The 17,191-nt window shown below is 72.6% G+C and carries 16 protein-coding genes; 8 read left to right on the forward strand and 8 right to left on the reverse strand.

The features are described from left to right. The first annotated feature begins 230 nt into the window (after positions 1 to 230). Positions 231 to 2,150, forward strand: coding sequence for a DUF8189 domain-containing protein (locus ABD343_RS31490; protein WP_344533120.1), 1,920 nt, complete (start codon positions 231 to 233; stop codon positions 2,148 to 2,150). Positions 2,151 to 2,158: 8 nt separating this feature from the next. Here the strand turns inward: ABD343_RS31490 and ABD343_RS31495 are convergent, their stop codons facing one another. After that, entirely contained in the window at positions 2,159 to 3,523 is a 1,365-nt protein-coding gene (locus tag ABD343_RS31495; RefSeq protein WP_344533121.1) for a serine/threonine-protein kinase, read from the reverse strand. Positions 3,524 to 3,575: 52 nt separating this feature from the next. Next, entirely contained in the window at positions 3,576 to 4,217 is a 642-nt protein-coding gene (locus tag ABD343_RS31500) for a TetR/AcrR family transcriptional regulator (protein ID WP_344533122.1), read from the reverse strand. Positions 4,218 to 4,299: 82 nt separating this feature from the next. Here ABD343_RS31500 and ABD343_RS31505 point away from each other — a divergent pair, with 82 nt between their 5' ends. Beyond that, positions 4,300 to 5,223, forward strand: a complete 924-nt coding sequence (locus tag ABD343_RS31505; protein WP_344533123.1) for an NAD(P)-dependent oxidoreductase — start codon at positions 4,300 to 4,302, stop codon at positions 5,221 to 5,223. Here ABD343_RS31505 and ABD343_RS31510 read toward each other — a convergent pair. After that, positions 5,175 to 5,843, reverse strand: a complete 669-nt coding sequence (locus ABD343_RS31510; protein WP_344533124.1) for an XRE family transcriptional regulator — start codon at positions 5,841 to 5,843, stop codon at positions 5,175 to 5,177. The genes ABD343_RS31505 and ABD343_RS31510 overlap by 49 nt on opposite strands. A gap of 149 nt (positions 5,844 to 5,992) precedes the next feature. Continuing rightward, entirely contained in the window at positions 5,993 to 6,916 is a 924-nt protein-coding gene (locus ABD343_RS31515) for an NAD(P)-dependent oxidoreductase (protein ID WP_344533125.1), read from the reverse strand. 75 nt (positions 6,917 to 6,991) lie between these two features. Here ABD343_RS31515 and ABD343_RS31520 point away from each other — a divergent pair, with 75 nt between their 5' ends. Next, positions 6,992 to 7,339, forward strand: a complete 348-nt coding sequence (locus ABD343_RS31520) for a winged helix-turn-helix transcriptional regulator (RefSeq protein WP_344533126.1) — start codon at positions 6,992 to 6,994, stop codon at positions 7,337 to 7,339. A 24-nt stretch (positions 7,340 to 7,363) separates the two neighbouring features. Here ABD343_RS31520 and ABD343_RS31525 read toward each other — a convergent pair whose 3' ends face one another. Beyond that, a complete protein-coding gene (locus ABD343_RS31525; protein ID WP_344533127.1) occupies positions 7,364 to 7,792 on the reverse strand; it encodes a MerR family transcriptional regulator in 429 nt (142 codons plus the stop codon). Positions 7,793 to 7,857: 65 nt separating this feature from the next. On the opposite strand from ABD343_RS31525, the gene ABD343_RS31530 reads away from it, so the two are divergent. Further along, entirely contained in the window at positions 7,858 to 9,390 is a 1,533-nt protein-coding gene (locus ABD343_RS31530) for an MFS transporter (protein WP_344533128.1), read from the forward strand. Positions 9,391 to 9,409: 19 nt separating this feature from the next. Here the strand turns inward: ABD343_RS31530 and pepE are convergent, their stop codons facing one another. Both pepE and ABD343_RS31540 read right to left on the reverse strand, forming a co-directional pair. Then, a complete protein-coding gene (gene pepE / locus ABD343_RS31535; RefSeq protein WP_344533129.1) occupies positions 9,410 to 10,162 on the reverse strand; it encodes a dipeptidase PepE in 753 nt (250 codons plus the stop codon). Between the two features lie 7 nt (positions 10,163 to 10,169). Then, positions 10,170 to 10,967: an IclR family transcriptional regulator gene (locus tag ABD343_RS31540; protein ID WP_344533130.1), complete on the reverse strand. Its 798-nt coding sequence runs from the start codon at positions 10,965 to 10,967 to the stop codon at positions 10,170 to 10,172. Positions 10,968 to 11,183: 216 nt separating this feature from the next. Here ABD343_RS31540 and ABD343_RS31545 point away from each other — a divergent pair, with 216 nt between their 5' ends. The 4 genes from ABD343_RS31545 (at position 11,184) to ABD343_RS31560 (ending at position 16,105) form a co-directional block, all read left to right on the forward strand. Continuing rightward, positions 11,184 to 12,167 (forward strand): DUF1177 domain-containing protein, encoded by a 984-nt coding sequence (locus ABD343_RS31545; RefSeq protein ID WP_344533131.1) that lies wholly within the window; start codon positions 11,184 to 11,186, stop codon positions 12,165 to 12,167. Between the two features lie 81 nt (positions 12,168 to 12,248). Continuing rightward, positions 12,249 to 13,973, forward strand: coding sequence for an OPT/YSL family transporter (locus ABD343_RS31550; RefSeq protein ID WP_344533132.1), 1,725 nt, complete (start codon positions 12,249 to 12,251; stop codon positions 13,971 to 13,973). A gap of 374 nt (positions 13,974 to 14,347) precedes the next feature. After that, a complete protein-coding gene (locus ABD343_RS31555; RefSeq protein ID WP_344533133.1) occupies positions 14,348 to 15,028 on the forward strand; it encodes an AroM family protein in 681 nt (226 codons plus the stop codon). A 240-nt stretch (positions 15,029 to 15,268) separates the two neighbouring features. Further along, positions 15,269 to 16,105, forward strand: coding sequence for a hypothetical protein (locus ABD343_RS31560; RefSeq protein ID WP_344533134.1), 837 nt, complete (start codon positions 15,269 to 15,271; stop codon positions 16,103 to 16,105). A 35-nt stretch (positions 16,106 to 16,140) separates the two neighbouring features. Here ABD343_RS31560 and ABD343_RS31565 read toward each other — a convergent pair whose 3' ends face one another. Continuing rightward, entirely contained in the window at positions 16,141 to 17,145 is a 1,005-nt protein-coding gene (locus tag ABD343_RS31565) for an acyl-CoA dehydrogenase family protein (protein ID WP_344533135.1), read from the reverse strand. Between the last annotated feature and the right edge of the window lie 46 nt (positions 17,146 to 17,191).

Here is a 17,191-nt window from a genome sequence, read left to right on the forward strand (position 1 = left end):
GCGCGGTCGCGGACACCGCGCCCGACGCCTGGCGCCGCCAAGTCGCCTTCCTGCTCGACGGGCTGAGCACGGAGCGGGCGCAAGAGCCGCTCTCGGTCGCCCCGCTGGCCCCGCAGCAGATGTACGAGGTGATGGGCAGACTCGCCGGTACGCCGTAGCGACAGGACCTCGCCGGTCGGCGTGTGGCCATACGCTGATGGTCGGCATTGCTGTGGCATCGGGGGTGGCGGGTGCGGCGCGGAGACCTGATCGCGGGGCGGTACGAGTTGGTCGAGCGGCTCGGGCGCGGCGGTATGGGGGAGGTGTGGGCCGGGCGGGATCGGATGCTGCACCGGGACGTGGCGGTCAAGATGCTGGTGCTGGACGAGGCGACGCCCGCGGATCTGCCCCGGTGGTTCGAGCGCGAGGCGGTGGCGGCCGCGCAGATCACCCATCCGAACGTGGCGGCGCTGCACGACCGGGGAGTCCAGGAGGACCTGTGGTTCCTGGTCATGGAGCGGGCCGACGGCGCCAGCCTGGCCGAGCACATGCGTCACGAGAGCCCCATGGACGTGGGTCGTGCCCTGCGGATCGCGGAGGAGATCTGCGCCGCTCTGGTCGCCGCGCACCGGGCACAGGTCATCCACTACGACATCAAGCCGCACAACGTGATACTCACCTCGGACGACCGCGTGAAGGTGATCGACTTCGGCATCGCCGGGTTCACCCAGCACGCGTTCCCGCTGGCTCACTCCTCACAGCTCGCCCCCGTCGGCACGCCTGAATACGGGGCTCCGGAGCAGTTCTTCAGCGAACGCGGCGACGCGCGTTCGGACCTCTACGCCCTGGGGAGTGTCCTCTTCGCGCTGCTCACGGGGCGACCGCCGTTCACCGGGCAGAACGGGCTCGTGCTCATGCGGCACAAGCTCGCGGAGGAGGCCCCGTCGCTCGGCACACTCCGGCCCGGGGTGCCGCCCGCGGTGATCCAGCTCGTCGCCGAACTGCTCGAACGCGACCCCGACCGGCGACCGCAGGCGGCCGAGACGGTCCATGGATGCCTTGTCCGGCTCCGTACCGAAGTCACCGAGCGCGTCGGTGACGGCGCCCTCTCCGTACTCTCTCCGACCCGACGGGAGACCATGGCACTCGATCCCGGCTTGTCGAGCATCGGGGCCGCGCGCAATGCCGACGGCCGCCTGGAAGTCTTCGTCACCGGCACGGACCACGCCCTCTGGCACAGATGGCAGCTCGGACCCAACGGCGCCTGGAGCGAGTGGGCCTCACGCGACGGCGTGATCACCACGGCGCCCACCGTCTTCCGTAACCCCGACGGCCGTCTGGAGGTCTTCGCGGGCGGCGCGGACGGCCGTGTGTGGCACATCTGGCAGACGAGCCCCAATGGCGCTTGGATGCCCGACTGGAGTCCTCTGGGCAACCAGCAGGTCCTGGGGCCGCGCATCGCCGTCTTCCAGAATCAGGACGGTCGTCTGGAGGTCTTCGTCCGTGGCACGGACCACGCCCTGTGGCACACCTGGCAGACCGCTCCCAACGGCGGCTGGAGCGAGTGGGCCTCCCGAGGCGGCGTTCTTCGAAGCTGCCCGGCGGTCTTCCAGAACGAGGACGGTCGTCTGGAGGTCTTCGTCCGCGGCACGGACCACGCCCTGTGGCACACGTGGCAGACCGTCCCCAACGGCGGCTGGAGCCAGTGGGCCTCACGCGGCGGAGAACTGAACGCCGACCCCGCGGTCTTCCAGAATCAGGACGGTCGTCTGGAAGTCTTCGCGATCGCGCCCGACCTCACCCTGCGACACCTCTGGCAGCGCGCCCCCAACGGCAACTGGACGGAGAACTGGGCCCCTCGCGGAGGCTGCTGCCTCGGGGTCCCCGCCGTCTTCCAGGAAGCCGACGGCCGCCTGCGCGTCATGGTGCGCGGCACCGACCTCGCCCTCTGGAGCATCGGACAGCGGTCCCCCAACGGCGTCTGGGGCACCTGGACGTCCCTCGGCGGATCCCTCGTCGGCGACCCGCGACTCGGCCGCAACGCCGACGGCCGCCTGGACGTCTTCGCCACCGGCACGGACCACGCGCTCTGGCACAAGTGGCAGACAGCCCCGAACAATGGCTGGACCCCCGCCTGGACCTCCCGTGGCGGCAGCGTCGAGTTCTTCTGAACGAGCGCTCAGGGAAGGCCTACCGGGCCCCGGTACTTCTCGCCCGCGTACCGGGAGAGGGCGGCCATCAGACGGCCGGCGTCGGCTGCGGGAATGCCCTGGCCGGTGAACACCTTGCGCTCCGGGTCGCTGCTGGGGGGCTTGATGGTCAGGGACACGGTGGTGCCTGAGCGCTCGCACTTCACGGCGGCCAGGTGCTCGAATTTGTACTCGTCCTTCTTCTGGCCCGATATCGTCAGCCCTCCTGGGCTGACCGTGAGGCTGTCGGGTTCACCGAACAGGGCCTCCACCCATCCGCCTGTCCAGCCGAGGAAGAGACCGAACGCCGCTGCCCCCACGCAGCCGAAGAAGCCGAACTGCAGCATGCTGCCCGCCCCGGTGTTCGCGGAGACGATCGGCCCGACGATCAAGCCGATGACCCCGAAGACGCATCCGGTCCCTCCGGAGTACTCCTCCGCCCGGGCCCTGGCCGCCGCCATTCGGCCACTCGTGATCGTCACGCTCCCGCCCCCCTGCGGCTCCGAGGGCCGGACAGGTCGCGTGGGCCGGGTCCGTGGCGGGTCCTCCACGGTCGGGGGAGCGGTACGGAGCAGGGTCCGGGCGGCCGCCGCATCGCCTCGTCGGGCAGGGGCCATGTCGAGGAGCCGCTCCAGGAGCGGCCGCAGGCGCCCCGCGAGACGGGGCGGCCGGGGATGCTCTGTCAGGACGGCCGTCGGGTTCTCACGCGGGAAGGGCGGTTCGCCTTCCACAGCCTCGTAAAGCGTCACACCGAGCGCGAACAGGTCGGAAGCCGCACTCGGCCTGCCGCCCTGGAGCAGCTCGGGGGCGATGTATCCACGGGTCCCGATGACCATGTTCTCGGTCGTGAGCGGCCCGTCGCTCCGGGCTGTGGCGATGCCGAAGTCCGTGAGCAGCACCTCCCCGGCGGCGGTGAGGAGGACGTTGGCGGGCTTGACGTCGCGATGCACGATGCCCTCCTGATGGGCAGCGCTCAGGGCGGAGAGGAGGGCGTCCGCGATGTCCGCGACCCTGTCGGGTGGCAGGCGCCTCTGCTCCCGCAGCTCATCGGCCAGCGAGCGGCCGTCGACGTACCGCATCACGATCCACGGGTGCCCTCTCACCGCGAACGCGTCGTGGACGGTGACGATATGGGGGTGGTCCCGCAGCCGGGCGGCGTGCCGGGCCTCGCGCGCCGCCCGTAGGACGCGCTTGCGCTGCTCCTCTTCCCCGACCGGCCCCGTGAAGTGCACCTGCTTCAGAGCGACGTCCACGCACAGGTCCTCGTCCTGCGCCAGCCACACCCGGCCGAATCCTCCGGAGCCGAGGGTGCGGACCAGCGTGTAGCGACCGCCGACCACATCACCGACACGCATCAAGTCCCCCATGAGGCCCCTCGCCCCTCGCCGGCACGCGTGGGGACGGATCCTACTGATCCGCGGAGTCCGGAGGAAGACGAGACGGGCCCGACGCCCACTGAGTGCCGGTTGCGGCGTCCAGGAGAGGCGCCAGTTCTGTGGCTGCTGTCAGGAGGGCTCGGGGGGAGTTCTCCGCGCGGGAGATGAGGATCGCGCCCTCCAAGGTGCTGAGCATCAGGGTGGCCAGGGACGGGGCCCGGGGCTCCGGGACGCCCATGTCCGTGAGCGCCACGGTGAGGGGGCGGGTCCATTCCGCGAAGGCGGCCGCCACCGCGGCCCGCGTCGAGTCCGCCGACGCGCAGTCCACCGTCGCCGCCGCGACCGGGCACCCCGCGAGCGTGCCGTCGGACTCCAGCTCGTCCGTCCACTGCCGCACCATCGCGGCGAACAGGCCGCCCGGCGTGGGGGAGCCGCCCATCGCGGCGACGAAGCGTTCGACGCGGCGGGCCGCGTACCGCGCGGCCCAGGCCACCGCCTCGTTGACCAACTGCTCCTTGCCGCCCGGGAAATAGTGCTGGAGCGAGCCGCGCGGCGCCTCCGCGTGGGCGACGACCTGCCGCAGGCCCGTCGCCGCCACCCCCTCGCGGCGGATGAGCTGCGCCGCGCTGAAGACCATCCGTTCACGCGGCCCGTACCGCGACGAGGACCCCATCTCCGCCTCCCCTGACACATGTCCTGAGTCCCGCTATTATGACGCGCGTCATAGGGGACGGACCCGGGGGTGGCCCGTGGGCATGGGCACAGGCATCGGATTCATCGGACTCGGCGTCATGGGCCGTCCCATGGCGCTCCGGCTGGCCCGGGAGCCGCTCGTGGTCTGGAACCGGACGCCCGCGCGGGCCGAGCCCCTGCGCGCCGCGGGGGCCGAGGTCGCGTCCGGCCCCGCTGAGGTCTTCCGGCGGGCCCGCACCGTCGTGCTGATGCTCGCGGACGAGGAGGCCGTCGACGCCGTGCTGGCGCGCGGCACGCGGGAGTTCGCGCCGCGCGTCGCGGACCGCACCGTCGTCCACATGGGCACGACCTCGCCCGGGTATTCGCGCGCGCTGGAGGCCGACGTCCGCGCGGCGGGCGGGCGTTACGTGGAGGCGCCGGTCTCCGGCTCGCGCGTACCGGCCGAGCGGGGACGGCTCGTGACGATGCTGGCGGGCGATCCGGCGGCGGTCGCGGACGTACGGCCGCTGCTGCGGCCCCTGAGCCACGAGACCCGCGAGTGCGGCGCCGTGCCGAACGCGCTGCTGATGAAGCTGTCGGTCAACCTCTTCCTGATCACCATGGTCACGGGCCTCGCCGAGGCCTTCCACTTCGCCGCGCGGCAGGGGCTCGACCTGGAGCTGTTCGGGAGCGTGCTCGACGCGGGGCCGATGGCGAGCGACGTCAGCCGCGTCAAGACGGCCAAGCTGCTGGCCGGGGACGACGCCGCGCAGGCCGCCGCGCTGGACGTGCTCAAGAACAACCGCCTGGTCGCCGAACGGGCCCGCGCCGCCGGAGTCGCGACGCCACTGCTCGACGCCAGCCACGCCCTGTTCGCCGAGACCGTGGCGCTCGGCCACGGCGGCGCCGACATGATCGCCGTGCTGCGCGCGCTGGAGGCCCGTACCGCGGGCGCGGATCACGCCTCCAGCGCGGCCCAGAAGTGCCGCAGGACGTCGTCCAGATAGGCCGGGCCCGCCCCCGGACCGTGCGCGCCCGCGGCCCAGTTGAGGGATCCGGCGCTCGCGGCGGCGTAGGAGGCGTGCAGGGTGCGCAGCGCCGCCTCCACCCGGTCCCTCGGGACCGGGACGAGGCGCGCGACGGCCGCCGCGTACGCCTGCCAGCGGGTGGTGACCGCCCGGCGCAGCAGTCCGGCCAGCTCCTCCTCGCGGCCGGTGAACGCGAGGAGCGCGGGGAGGGCGAGGCGCAGCGCGCGGGCGAGCGCCTCCGCCTGGCGGGCGTCGCCCGTCCACCGGCCGGTGGCCTCGACGCGCTCGTACTCCGCCGGGTCCATCCCGATCTCCAGTGCGAGGTCGGGCGCGGAGACGCCGCGCGCCAGGCGGTGTTCGCGCAGGGTGCGCGGGGCGCGCAGGAGGTGCGCGGGGGAGCACCACAGGGCGCCCGCCAGCGCGGTGAGCTGGCGCTCGTCGGGGACCATCGTGCCCTGCTCCCACGCGGCCACCAGCCGTGGATCGACGTGCTGGCCGAACGCGGCGCGCATCCCGTACGCGACGTGCGCGGGCGTCAGGCCGAGGGCCTCGCGGAACCGCCGCGCTGCTGCCGCGTCGAACGGCGTGCTGTCCTGCATCGGCACACCGTAGGGAGACGTTCCGCCGGGCGCCTAGCGTGCGTTCCGCCGAAGCCCGGGCTCGTAGGAATCTCCGAGGAGCGGAACGGGGCGAGGGCATCTCGCCGACCGCGCCGCGCGGCTCCCGCTCGGCACCGGTTCGCTGCTGCTCAGCGTCGTGCGGGGCGGCGTGCGGGGGACCTGAGCATGTCCACGATGCCGGTGGTGCCCTCGTCGTCGTGCCCTCCCTCCGCCAGCCGGGCCGCCATCAGCTCGGCGAAGGGGGCGATCAGCTCCGTGCCGACGCCCTGCTCCCCGGCCGTGTCCAGCAGCGTCGCGTTGCCCGCCGTCATCATGGCGAGGTTGGAGACGACGCCCTCCGTGTAGTCGCCGCTCTCCAGTTGGGCCGCCGTCTGGCCGACGGAGCCGGCCATGGCGACCAGCCATCCGGAGAGGAGGGGCGCGAACTCCTTGGGCGCGATGTCCCGTTCCCCCCGCACCAGCGCGAAGGCGTGGACGATGCCGCCCATCATCGCGGTCATGGCGCTCAGCAGGGCCACGTCGTGCAGTGCGGCGTGGCCGGGCGCCTCGCCGACGTACGAGGTGCCCGCCGGCGCGGCGAGCGTCGCGCGGTGCTCGTCGAAGAGGGCGCGGGAACCGCTGTAGAAGACGTAGCCGCCCGCCTCCGGGGCACCGATCATGGACGGGACAGCCATGATCCCGCCGTCGAGGAAGCGGGCCCCGCGCTCCTCGGCCCAGCGCGCCCGCGCGCGGGCCTGTTCGGGGGTGCCGGTGGTGAGGTTGACCAGGTCCTTGCCGGTCAGGTCCGCTCCGTCGAGGGCCTCGCCCACGGAGGCGTCGTCCAGCAGGCAGACGACCACCAGGCGGGAGGCGGCGACGGCCTCGGCCGCCGAGTCCGCGACGCGCGCGCCGTACGCGGCGAGCGCGTCGCCCTTGCCGGGGGTGCGGTTCCATACGGTCAGCGGGTGCCCGGCGTCGAGCCAGACGCGGCCGAGGGCCGTGCCCATCGCGCCGAGGCCGAGCAGGGTGACGGGGGTCTTGTCAGAGGTACGGGTGTGCGTATCGGTAGCCATGCCCCCAGGCTCGTACCGGCCCAATTCATGATCAAGTACGCACAAACTAGTGGGTGGTTACCTTAAGGTGAGGGCATGACCAGGCGTGACACGTACGTGTGCGGGATCGACGCGGCCATCGACGTCGTGGGCGGCAAGTGGAAGGTGCTCATCCTCTGGGCGCTGCACGCCGAGGGCACCTGCCGCTTCGGGCAGCTCAAGCGCGAGATCCCGGGCGTCACGGAGAAGGTGCTCACCTCGCACCTCCGCGAGCTGGAGGCCGACGGCATCGTGCGCCGGGAGGTGTACGAGGAGCGTGTGCCCCGCGTCGAGTACAGCCTGACCCCGCTCGGCGCCTCCCTCAACGAGGCCCTGGAGCCCCTGGGCGCCTGGGGGAGGGCCCATCTCCTCCCCCAGGATCACCACGACAGGCGGAGCGCCTAGCCGCCGCCTTCACGTTCCGGTGACTCAGGACGACCGGGTCCGCGGTGCACCGGCCCCGGTGCCGACCGCCTCGTCGCAGTCCAGCGCCTGGGCCGCCTCAGGGGGGACGGGCGCGGCGATGATGGCGTCCAACATCTCGCGTGCGGCCCGTAGTTCGTCCATGGCGGCGGTGATCCGGTTCCGCTCCCTGGCCAGGTCGGCCAGCAGGTCCGGGCAGGCGGCGGCGAGTTGCCCGCCCTCGTCGACCATGCAGGGAAGGACCTCGGCGATGGTCGCGGTGCCCAGACCGGCGGCGAGCAGCGTGCGGATGCTCCGCACCGTGTGGACATGGTCATCGGTGTACTCGCGGTACCCGCTCGGCCGCCGCAGCGGCCGCAGCAGTCCCTGCTCCTCGTAGTACCTCAGTGCCCGTTCGCTGGCCCCGGTCAGGTGGGACAACGCCCCGATCCGCATGTGATGACACGCTCCCCGAAAGCGAGTTGACTCTGACGTCAACGTGAGGGTTTAGCTTACGCGGCATGTCAACGGAATCGCCCCACACGACCCTTCCCCCGCATCCGGCCGGGCTCCGAGAATGGCTCGGGCTGGCCGTGCTCGCGCTCCCCACCCTGCTGCTCGCCATGGACGTCACCGTGCTGTACCTGGCCGTCCCGCACCTGAGCGTCTCCCTCCGGCCAAGTGGCAGCGAGCTGCTCTGGATCGCCGACATCTACGGCTTCATGATCGCCGGCTTCCTGGTCACCATGGGCACGCTGGGCGACCGGATCGGCCGCAGGAGGCTCCTGATGATCGGGGCGGCCGCGTTCGGCCTCGCTTCGGCGCTCGCCGCGTACTCCACCGGTCCCCAGATGCTGATCGCGGCTCGCGCGCTGCTCGGGATAGCCGGGGCGACCCTGATGCCGTCCACCCTCGCGCTGATCACCAACATGTTCCGTGACCCGAGACAGCGCGGCACGGCCATCGGTGTCTGGGTGACCTGCTTCTCGGCCGGTGTCGCGCTGGGGCCCGTGCTGGGAGGGCTGCTGCTCCAGGCGTTCTGGTGGGGCTCGGTCTTCCTGGTGGGCGTGCCGGTGATGATCCTGCTGCTGGTGACCGCCCCGGTGCTGCTTCCCGAGTACCGCGACACCCGGGCCGGTCGGCTGGACCCCACCAGTGTCGTGCTGTCCCTCGCCGCCATCCTGCCCCTCATCTACGGCGTCAAAGGGCTCGCCAAGGACGGCCTCGCGGCGCTGCCCGCGGCCGCCCTGGCCGGTGGTCTGGTGCTCGGGGTGCTGTTCGTGCACCGGCAGTCCAGGCTGGCCAGTCCCCTGTTCGACGTCGCCTTGTTCAGGAACCGTTCGTTCAGCGCCGCCCTGGGAATCCAACTGCTCAGCATCGCCGCCATGGGCGGGGTCTATCTGTTCATCACCCAGTACACGCAACTGGTCGAGGGACTCTCGCCACTCAAGGCGGGGCTATGGCTGCTGCCCGCCGCCGGTGCGCTCATCGTGGCTTCCGCCCTGACTCCGGCGCTCGCCCGCAAGGCGCCCGCCGCGTACGTCATCGGGGCCTCGCTGGCGGTCTCGGCGGTCGGCTATCTGGTACTCACGCGGGTCGACAGCGTCTCGGGGCTGCCCGTCCTCGTGACCGGCTTCGTGATCGTCTACCTGGGCATCAGTCCCATGTTCGTGATGGGCACCGACCTGATCGTCGGGGCGGCCCCGCCCGAGAAGGCGGGCTCGGCCGCCGCGATGTCCGAGACGAGTACCGAGTTCGGCGTCGCGCTGGGCGTCGCGGTCCTCGGCACAGCAGGCGGCGCCGTCTACCGTGACCGGATGACCGGCGCCGCCCCCGGCGAGGTCCCGGCGCGGGAGGCCGAGTCCGCTCGCGAAAGCCTGCCCGACGCCATCGCCACGGCGGACGGCCTCCCCCACTGGCTGCATGACCCCTTGCTCGACTCCGCCCGCGCCGCCTTCACCCACGGGCTGAACATCATCAGCGGCATCGGCGCTCTGCTCGTCGCCGCCCTGGCCGTACTGGCCGTATGGCTGCTGCCGCGAACCCGTCCGTAGCAGCCGCGGCCGACTCACCTCATGATCCGAAGGGAGCGGCCTGGTTCCGGCGGCTGTCGAACCGGGCCTCGGTGGCGAGGAGTCCGGACAGGTCCGTGTCCGGGCCGTGCTCGACCGGGTCCGCGCCCGGCGCGAAGAGGCGGGCGCCCGCCTCGATGCCGCCGAGGGTCAGGGTGCCGTCCGTACGGCGCAGCCAGGTGCCCTCGCGCAGGCCGAGCACCGGCACGTCGTTCTCCTCCAGGAACTGCGTCAGCCGCTCCTCGCGGGTCTCGCCCATGTGCGCGCTCTCCGGCGACGGGTCGAGATAGTGCGGGTTGATCTGGAACGGGACCAGGCCGAGTGTCTCGAAGGACGCGGGCTGCACGATGGGCATGTCGTTGGTCGTACGGAGCGTCGGGCAGGCCATGTTGGTGCCCGCGCTGGAGCCCATGTACGGGACGCCCGCCCGGACCCGTTCCCGTACGGCCTCCACCAGGCCGCGCTCCTGGAGGGACTTGAGCAGCCGGAAGCTGTTCCCGCCGCCGATGAAGACGGCCTGCGCCGAGGCCGCCGCCGCGCGCGGGTCGTCGGCGGTGTGGATGCCCCGGACGGATATGCCGAGGCCGTCCATGAACTCCGCGACCTTCGCCGTGTAGCCGTCGTGGTCGGCGAGCGCGTACGGCACGAAGAGGAGTTCGCCGACGCCGCTCAGATGCCCGGCGATCACGTCGCGGGCGTGCTCCAGGTAACCGCGCCCGGGGGCCGAGGAGTTGGAGAGCAGAAGAAGTCGCATGGGCGGTTCAGCCTTTCTTGTCACGGGTGGTGGTGCGGCGCGGGGTGAGCAGTTCGCCGAGGCCCTCGGCGGCCGAGCGCAGGGGCACGAGCAACTGCTCCTGCTTGCCCGACAGCAGCTCGTGCGGGCCGACGAGCGTGAGCGAGCCGACCGGCTGCGCGCGCACCACGACGGGCACGGCGAGACCGGCGGTGGCCGGGTCGTACTCACCCTCCGAGTACGCGAAGCCCTGGGCGGGCACCCGGCTCATCAGCTCCTCCAGCTCGGCGGGGTCGGTGACCGTCAGCTCGCTGAAGCGGGCCATCGGGCGCCCGTAGAGCAGCGCGGCCCGGGCCCCGGGGGTGAGCATCCCGAAGTACGCGCGGGAGGTGGCGCCCGCGTGGCCCGGGTACAGCTCGTCCGCGAGCCGGTAGGCGCGCAGCGGGCCCGAGGAGCCGTCGGCCGAGTCGACGCAGCGCAGATGCGCCCCGTCCGGCACGGCGAACAGCGCTGTCACCCCGCTGGCCGCCGCCAGCTCGCGCAGCGCGGGCCGCACGAGCCCGGCCATGCCGCCGTGCCGCTCCCAGGCCGTCGCCATGTGCCAGACGGCGGGCCCGAGGCGGTAGCGCCGGGTGACCGGGTCGGAGACCAGGAAGCCGCGGTGGGCGAGCGAGGCCAGCAGCCGCTGGGCCACGGACTTGTCCCAGCCGTACTCGGCGGCCAGGTCGGTCACGCCCCACTCCTCCCGGTCGTGGGAGAAGGCGAGCAGCACCTGGAGCACGCGGTCGGCGGTCTGGAGCGGGGGCGCTCCGCTTTCGGTAGTCACGCCCCGCACCCTACCGCTTCGTGAGACGGCGTCCCTCATATAGAGAAATGCTTGCGCTTATGGGAACGGCAGGGAGAACCTGCGGGAAACGCACGACGCATGCACCACGCACGCACCACACGCACGCACCGCACGGATGCACCACTCGCACGCAACCGCACGGATGCACCGCACGGATGCACCACACGCACGCACCACACGCACCAGGGAGCCGCAGTGCTCAAGCACGTACTCGACGTTCTCGAACTCCTCGACCGCCCGCAGACCAGCGGCAAGCTCCTCGCCGACCACCTGCGCGGCGTCCTCGACGCGGCGGGCGGCGACGCCTCGGCCGGCGACGGGCCTGAGATCACGGTGACCCGCGTCGAGGGAGCCAAGGGCGGCACCGACTTCGTGAAGGTCGTCGTGCCGGGCCGGAACGGCAAGCGCGCGGGCGCCTCGGCGGACCCGGCCCCCACGCTCGGCGTCCTCGGCCGCCTCGGCGGCGTCGGCGCCCGCCCCGAGCGGACCGGCATCGTCTCCGACGCCGACGGCGCGGTCGCCGCGCTCTCCGCCGCCGCGAAGCTCCTCGACATGTACGGGCGCGGGGACGTGCTGGAGGGCGACGTGATCCTCTCCACCCACGTCTGCCCCGACGCGCCGACCCGGCCGCACGACCCCGTGCCGTTCATGGACTCCCCGGTCTCGATCCTCGACTGCAACCGCGAGGAGATCGACGAGGCCATGGACGCGGTCGTCTCCATCGACACGACCAAGGGCAACCGGCTCCTCAACCACCGAGGCATCGCCCTCTCGCCCACCGTCAAGGAGGGGTGGATCCTCCGCGTCAGCGACACCCTCCTCGGCGTCCTGGAGACGGTCACCGGCGAGGCCGCGCACGTCCTGCCGATCACCACGCAGGACATCACCCCGTACGGCAACGGGGTCCACCACATCAACTCGATCATGCAGCCCTGCGTCGCGACCTCCGCGCCGGTCGTCGGCCTCGCCCTCACCGCTCAGTCCGCCGTCGCGGGCTGCGCGACGGGCGCCAGCCACGAGACGGACATCGCGGCGGCGGGTCGCTTCGCGATCGAGACGGCGAAGGAGTACGGACGGGGAGTCGTCCGCTTCCACGACCAGGCGGAATTCGCCCATCTGGTCGAGCTGTACGGCCCGATGACCCGCCTCCAGTCCACGGAAGGAGCGGTCGAGGACTGACCCGGCCCCGGCGCGGGGCCGCCGCCATCCCGGCCCCGCACCACCCACCCCGCGCAGGCGCACCCGAAAGACGAGATCCCTATGAGCACCACCCCACCGGTCCCACCGGTCGCGGAACCGGAGAAGACGGCCCACCCCAGAGCCCTGGAGCCGGTCACGCTCGTCGTGACGGTCCTCCTCTCCGTACTGGGCGCGGTGATCGGCCTCGTCCTGATCACGACCCTCGGCATCGCGCCGAACACCTCCGTCATCGGCGCGCTGATCGCGATGCTCATCGGGCGGATCTCGTTCGCCGCGCTCGCGAAGATGCGGGACCCGCACCGGCAGAACCTCGTACAGTCCGCGATCTCCGGCTCGACGTTCGCCGCCGCGAACTCGCTCGTCACGCCCATCGCCGTGCCGTTCCTGCTGGGGCGCCCGGGGCTGGTGTGGCCGATGCTGGGCGGCGCGGTCATCGGGCTCGCCGTGGACAGTTGGGTGCTCTACCGCGTCTTCGACTCCAAGCTGCTGCCCGCCTCCGCCGCCTGGCCCGCGGGCATCGCCGCCGCCGAGACGATCAAGGCGGGCGACGAGGGCGGCCGCAAGGCCAAGCTGCTCGGCGTCAGCGCCGTCGTCGGCTTCGTCGGCTCGCTCTTCAAGCTGCCGACGAGCGCCGCCGGCGTCGCCTTCCTCGGCAACATCTGGGCGCTGCTGATGTTCGGCGTCGGCCTGCTCGTCGCGCAGTACGCACCGGGCGTCCTCGACGTCGACCTCGCCGCGAACTACGTGCCGCACGGCGTCATGATCGGCGCGGGCCTCGTCGCCCTCGTCCAGGCCGTGCTGATGCTGCGGGACCGCCGGGACCGCCGGGACCACGAGGCGGAGCGGGAGGGCGGTGACGCGGCGCCCGGGGAGGGGACGGACGCGGCGTACCGCGGCGACCGCTTCGACGCCGGGGAACGTACGGTCGACACCCGGCGGCTGCGCCGCGGCCTGCTGGAAGGGCTGGCCCTCTTCCTCGTGGGCGCGATGCTGATCGCGCTGATGGGCGGGGTCTACTCCGACATGGGCGGCCTCGGCCTGGCCGGCTGGGTGCTGCTGGCGGGCGTGGCCGCGCTGATCCACCAGCTCATCGTCGGCCTCGCGGCGATGCACTCGGGCTGGTTCCCTGCGTTCGCCGTGACGCTGATCTTCCTGATCCTCGGCCTGGTCCTGGGCATCCCGATGGTGCCGCTGGCCCTGCTCGTCGGCTACGCGGCCTCGACGGGCCCCGCCTTCGCCGATGTCGGCTTCGACTTCAAGGCGGGCTGGCTGCTGCGCAAGGGCGCGGTGCCGTGGCACCCGTACGAGATGGCCGGGCGCCGTCAGCAGTACATCGCCCAGCTCGTGGGCTTCGCGGTCGCGATCCTGGTCGTCGTCATCGCCTGGAAGCCGTTCTTCGAGGACGGCCGGGTGCCGCCCGTCGCGCAGGTCTACGTCGACACGATCAAGGCGGGCCTGACGGATACGCACGCGCTGGCGATGATGGGGCTCTGGGCGATCCCCGGCGCGCTCATCCAGTTCTTCGGCGGCTCCTCGCGCCAGATGGGCGTCCTGCTGGCGACGGGCCTCCTGGTCGCCACGCCGCAGGCGGGCTGGCTCGTCCTGATCGCCCTCGCGGCGCGAGTGGCGTACAGCCGGTACCGGCGCCGTGCCGCCGCCGCGGCCAGCGAGCTGGCCGCGAAGGAGGCCCAGCTCGAAGCCGACAACGACCTCGCGCTGGTCGGCGCCGGCCTGGTCGCGGGCAGCTCCTTGAACGACGTCAGCCAGATCTACAAGGCCGTATAACGGCGGCAGGGGGTGCTTCGGCTTCGCGGGCTGCGCGCGTACAAGAGCCGAGTTCGGGGTGCCCCGCCTGTGCTTCGCGGGGTGCGACCGCGCCGTGGCTTGTCGCGCAGTTCCCCGCGCCCCTGACGGGGCAAGCCCCGCTCCTCCCTGCTGTGCTTGGGAGGTCTGCGCGGAGGCGCAGGGCTGGCAAGCGCAGCCCTCTTCGCCGGGTGCGCGCACAAGAGCCGGGTTCGGGGTGCCCCGTCTGTGGTTCGCGGGATGCGGGCGCGTCGTGGCTTGTCGCGCAGTTCCTCGCGCCCCTGAGGGCGCAACGTCAGAAGAGAAGGGCTCCTTTGGGGGGCCGGAGAGGAATGGGGATGGGTGGGACTCTTGGGTTGGTCACTATTGGGCAGGCGCCCAGAACAGACCTCGCCGGAGACATCGGGCCGTACCTCGCGGGCGTACGCCCCGTAGAGCACGGAGCCCTGGACGCCGACGACTTCGACGGCCCCGATGGCGACCGTACGAGGGAGGCCGTCGGGCCCGAGCCCGGCGAGGCGCCGCTGATCTCCCGCCTCAGGGACGGCCGTTCCGTGCTGCTCGGACACGAGGCCCTCGCCCCCCGCATGCGGGACGCGGTCGCCCGCTGCGAGGCGGACGGCGCGAGCGCCACGCTTCTGCTCTGCACCGGCAACTTCCCGCCCGTACCGGCGACCCGCCCCGTCCTGTACGCGGAACCTCTCGTCCAGCACGGCGTGCGCGCCCTCACCGGGGACGACCCGGTCGGCATCGTCTGCCCGCTGCCCGCGCAGCGGGCAGACGTCGAGCGCCGCTGGTCCCTGCTGCTGCCCGGCACCGTACGGGCGGAGCCCGCCGACCCGTACGCCGGGGACGCCGCGGACCGGGTCGCCGCCGCGGCCCGTACGCTCGCGCACCGCGGCAGCCGCTGGCTCGTCCTCGACTGCATCGGCTACACGGAGGCCCTGCGCGCGGCGGCGGCCGAGGCCGCCGGGCTCCCGGTCCTGCTGGCCCGCGCCCTCGCCGTACGCCTCGCCACGGAGGCGGCCCTCGGCTAGTGCGCCGGGGGTCTCGAGGACGAGATCGAACCGGTCGATGGCAACGGCGGCACTTCCGCTCAGGCACGGTGTGAACGGTGCGCGCACCGGCCGGACCCCCGGCGAGACCACGTGTCCCGTACAGACACCGGCTGTGTCATCGCCATGTAACCGCCCTTCCCCCCAGGCCACGGCATCGCTCAGGATGATGATCGACCAAGCAAGCGCTGACAGCACATCTGATCCAGGGGGATCCGGACCATGCTTCGTACGTCGTACCGCAGGACCGCACTCGCCGGCATCGCCCTCGTGGCGAGCACCGCTCTCCTCACGGCCTGCCAGGACGGGGGCAGCGACTCGGGCGGCAAGAAGTCGAGCGGTTCGTCCTCCTCGGAGGTCTCGAAGGAGAACTCCGGCGGCACCGGGGGCGAGGGCGGCGACGGCACGCAGGCCCGGTCCGGCAAGGGAGGCAAGGCGGGCAAGGGCGTCAGCGGCACCTGGTTCGGCAACGTCGAGTACCTGGCCCCGGGCAAGTACACGGTCAGCGACATGAAGGGCACGAAGCAGCAGTTCTTCACGTCCACGGACACGGACATCCAGGGCGCGGGCGAGATCTGCGGCGACGCGAACGGCCAGGCGGCCACCAAGTGCACCGAGGCCCAGCTCGAAGCGGCCTCCAAGAAGGGCGTCTCCGCGAAGGTCAAGCTCAAGAACGGCCTCGCCGTCAGCATCGTCGAGGACCACGGCGGCAGCGGCGGCACGGGCGGCGGCAACGGCGGGGGCACCGGCGGCGGCAACACCGGCGGCGGCAACGGGAGCGGCGGCAAGAAGGGCGTCAACGGCACCTGGTTCGGCACCGTCTCCTACCTCGCCCCCGGCAAGTACACGGTCAGCGACATGAAGGACACGAAGCAGCAGTTCTTCACCTCGACCGACACGGACATCCAGGGCGCGGGCGAGATCTGCGGCGACGCCGAGGGCCAGGCGGCGACGAAGTGCACCGAGGCCGATCTGGAGGCCGCCTCCAAGAAGGGCGTCTCGGCCAAGGTGCAGATCAAGGACGGCATCGCCGTCAGCATCGTCGAGGACCACTCCTAGGCGGTCCCGGGCGGCCCCGAGCGATCCCGGGCGGCCTATTCGGGCCTGGCCAGCCGGCGCAGCAGGTCCGCCTGGATCGCGGGCCGGGAGCTGAAGACGAGCATCAGGCCCGCTTCGCGCAGCAACCGCTGGGGCGTGGCGTCCTCCAGGACGCCGCGCCCCGCTGCCTCGACCACGGTCGCCGTCGCCGCGCGGACCGCGAACTCGCCCGCCCGCGCCCGCGCCGCGTCGATGTCCTCCATCGCGTCCAGGTCCGCGCGGCAGGCGTCCAGCTCGGCCGTCCACGCCGGGTCGTCGAGCAGCAGGACGGCGCGCCGTGCCACGCCCAGCACCAGGGCGCCGTTGAGGCGCTTGGTGACGGGCTCGCCCGCCGTGTGCTCGGCCCGGGTGCCGACCGTGACCAGCCGGTCCGCGGGCACGGGGTGGTCGGTGAAGTCGACGGTGACCGTGCGTGTCGCGTTGGCCGCCAGCATCCGCTGGGGGCTCACGCGCAGGGTGGCGGACTCCTCGGCGTCCACCAGGAGCCACGCGATGTTGTCGTCGGCGTCGCGGGCCGCCGTTCCCAGGACGTGCACCATGCCCCAGCCGCTGACCCAGGGCGCCGTGCCGTTGAGCACGTAGCCGCCGCCGTCCGGCGCCTCACGCACCGTCAGCCTCGGGGGCCCGGGGATCGCGCCCGTGAAGGCCGCGCCGCTGCGGATCTTGCCGCTCACCAGCCCCGGGAGCCAGCGCCCGCGCTGCTCCGGACTGCCCTTGCCCGCCACGACGCCCGTGATGCCCTGGTGCTGACCGAGCGTCAGCGTCGTACTCAGACAGCCGCTCGCGAGGATCTCCGCCATCAGCGCGGCGGTGGGGAAGTCCACCCCGAGCCCGCCCGCCTCGACGGGCAGGACTCCGCCGTAGAAGCCGTGCTCGGCGAGCACGTCCAGGTTCTCCGCCAGCTTCCGCTGCCCGGTGTCCACCGCCGTCGCGTGCGGGAACAGCACCTCGTCCGCCAGCCGGGTCGCCACCGCGACCGCGTCGTCCGTGTGATCGCTCATGGGCGCCCACACTAGAAGCACCGCGGAACCGGCCACGGGCGCGGGG

This window comes from Streptomyces albiaxialis (assembly GCF_039530985.1).
Classification (GTDB): Bacteria; Actinomycetota; Actinomycetes; order Streptomycetales; family Streptomycetaceae; genus Streptomyces; species Streptomyces albiaxialis.

Coding starts and splice junctions, on each gene's coding strand:
- ABD343_RS31495 (WP_344533121.1), bottom strand. CDS start 3,523: ATGCGTGTCGGTGATGTGGTCGGCGGTCGCTACACGCTGGTCCGCACC.
- ABD343_RS31500 (WP_344533122.1), bottom strand. CDS start 4,217: ATGGGGTCCTCGTCGCGGTACGGGCCGCGTGAACGGATGGTCTTCAGC.
- ABD343_RS31505 (WP_344533123.1), top strand. CDS start 4,300: ATGGGCACAGGCATCGGATTCATCGGACTCGGCGTCATGGGCCGTCCC.
- ABD343_RS31510 (WP_344533124.1), bottom strand. CDS start 5,843: ATGCAGGACAGCACGCCGTTCGACGCGGCAGCAGCGCGGCGGTTCCGC.
- ABD343_RS31515 (WP_344533125.1), bottom strand. CDS start 6,916: ATGGCTACCGATACGCACACCCGTACCTCTGACAAGACCCCCGTCACC.
- ABD343_RS31520 (WP_344533126.1), top strand. CDS start 6,992: ATGACCAGGCGTGACACGTACGTGTGCGGGATCGACGCGGCCATCGAC.
- ABD343_RS31525 (WP_344533127.1), bottom strand. CDS start 7,792: ATGCGGATCGGGGCGTTGTCCCACCTGACCGGGGCCAGCGAACGGGCA.
- ABD343_RS31530 (WP_344533128.1), top strand. CDS start 7,858: ATGTCAACGGAATCGCCCCACACGACCCTTCCCCCGCATCCGGCCGGG.
- pepE (WP_344533129.1), bottom strand. CDS start 10,162: ATGCGACTTCTTCTGCTCTCCAACTCCTCGGCCCCCGGGCGCGGTTAC.
- ABD343_RS31550 (WP_344533132.1), top strand. CDS start 12,249: ATGAGCACCACCCCACCGGTCCCACCGGTCGCGGAACCGGAGAAGACG.
- ABD343_RS31560 (WP_344533134.1), top strand. CDS start 15,269: ATGCTTCGTACGTCGTACCGCAGGACCGCACTCGCCGGCATCGCCCTC.
- ABD343_RS31565 (WP_344533135.1), bottom strand. CDS start 17,145: ATGAGCGATCACACGGACGACGCGGTCGCGGTGGCGACCCGGCTGGCG.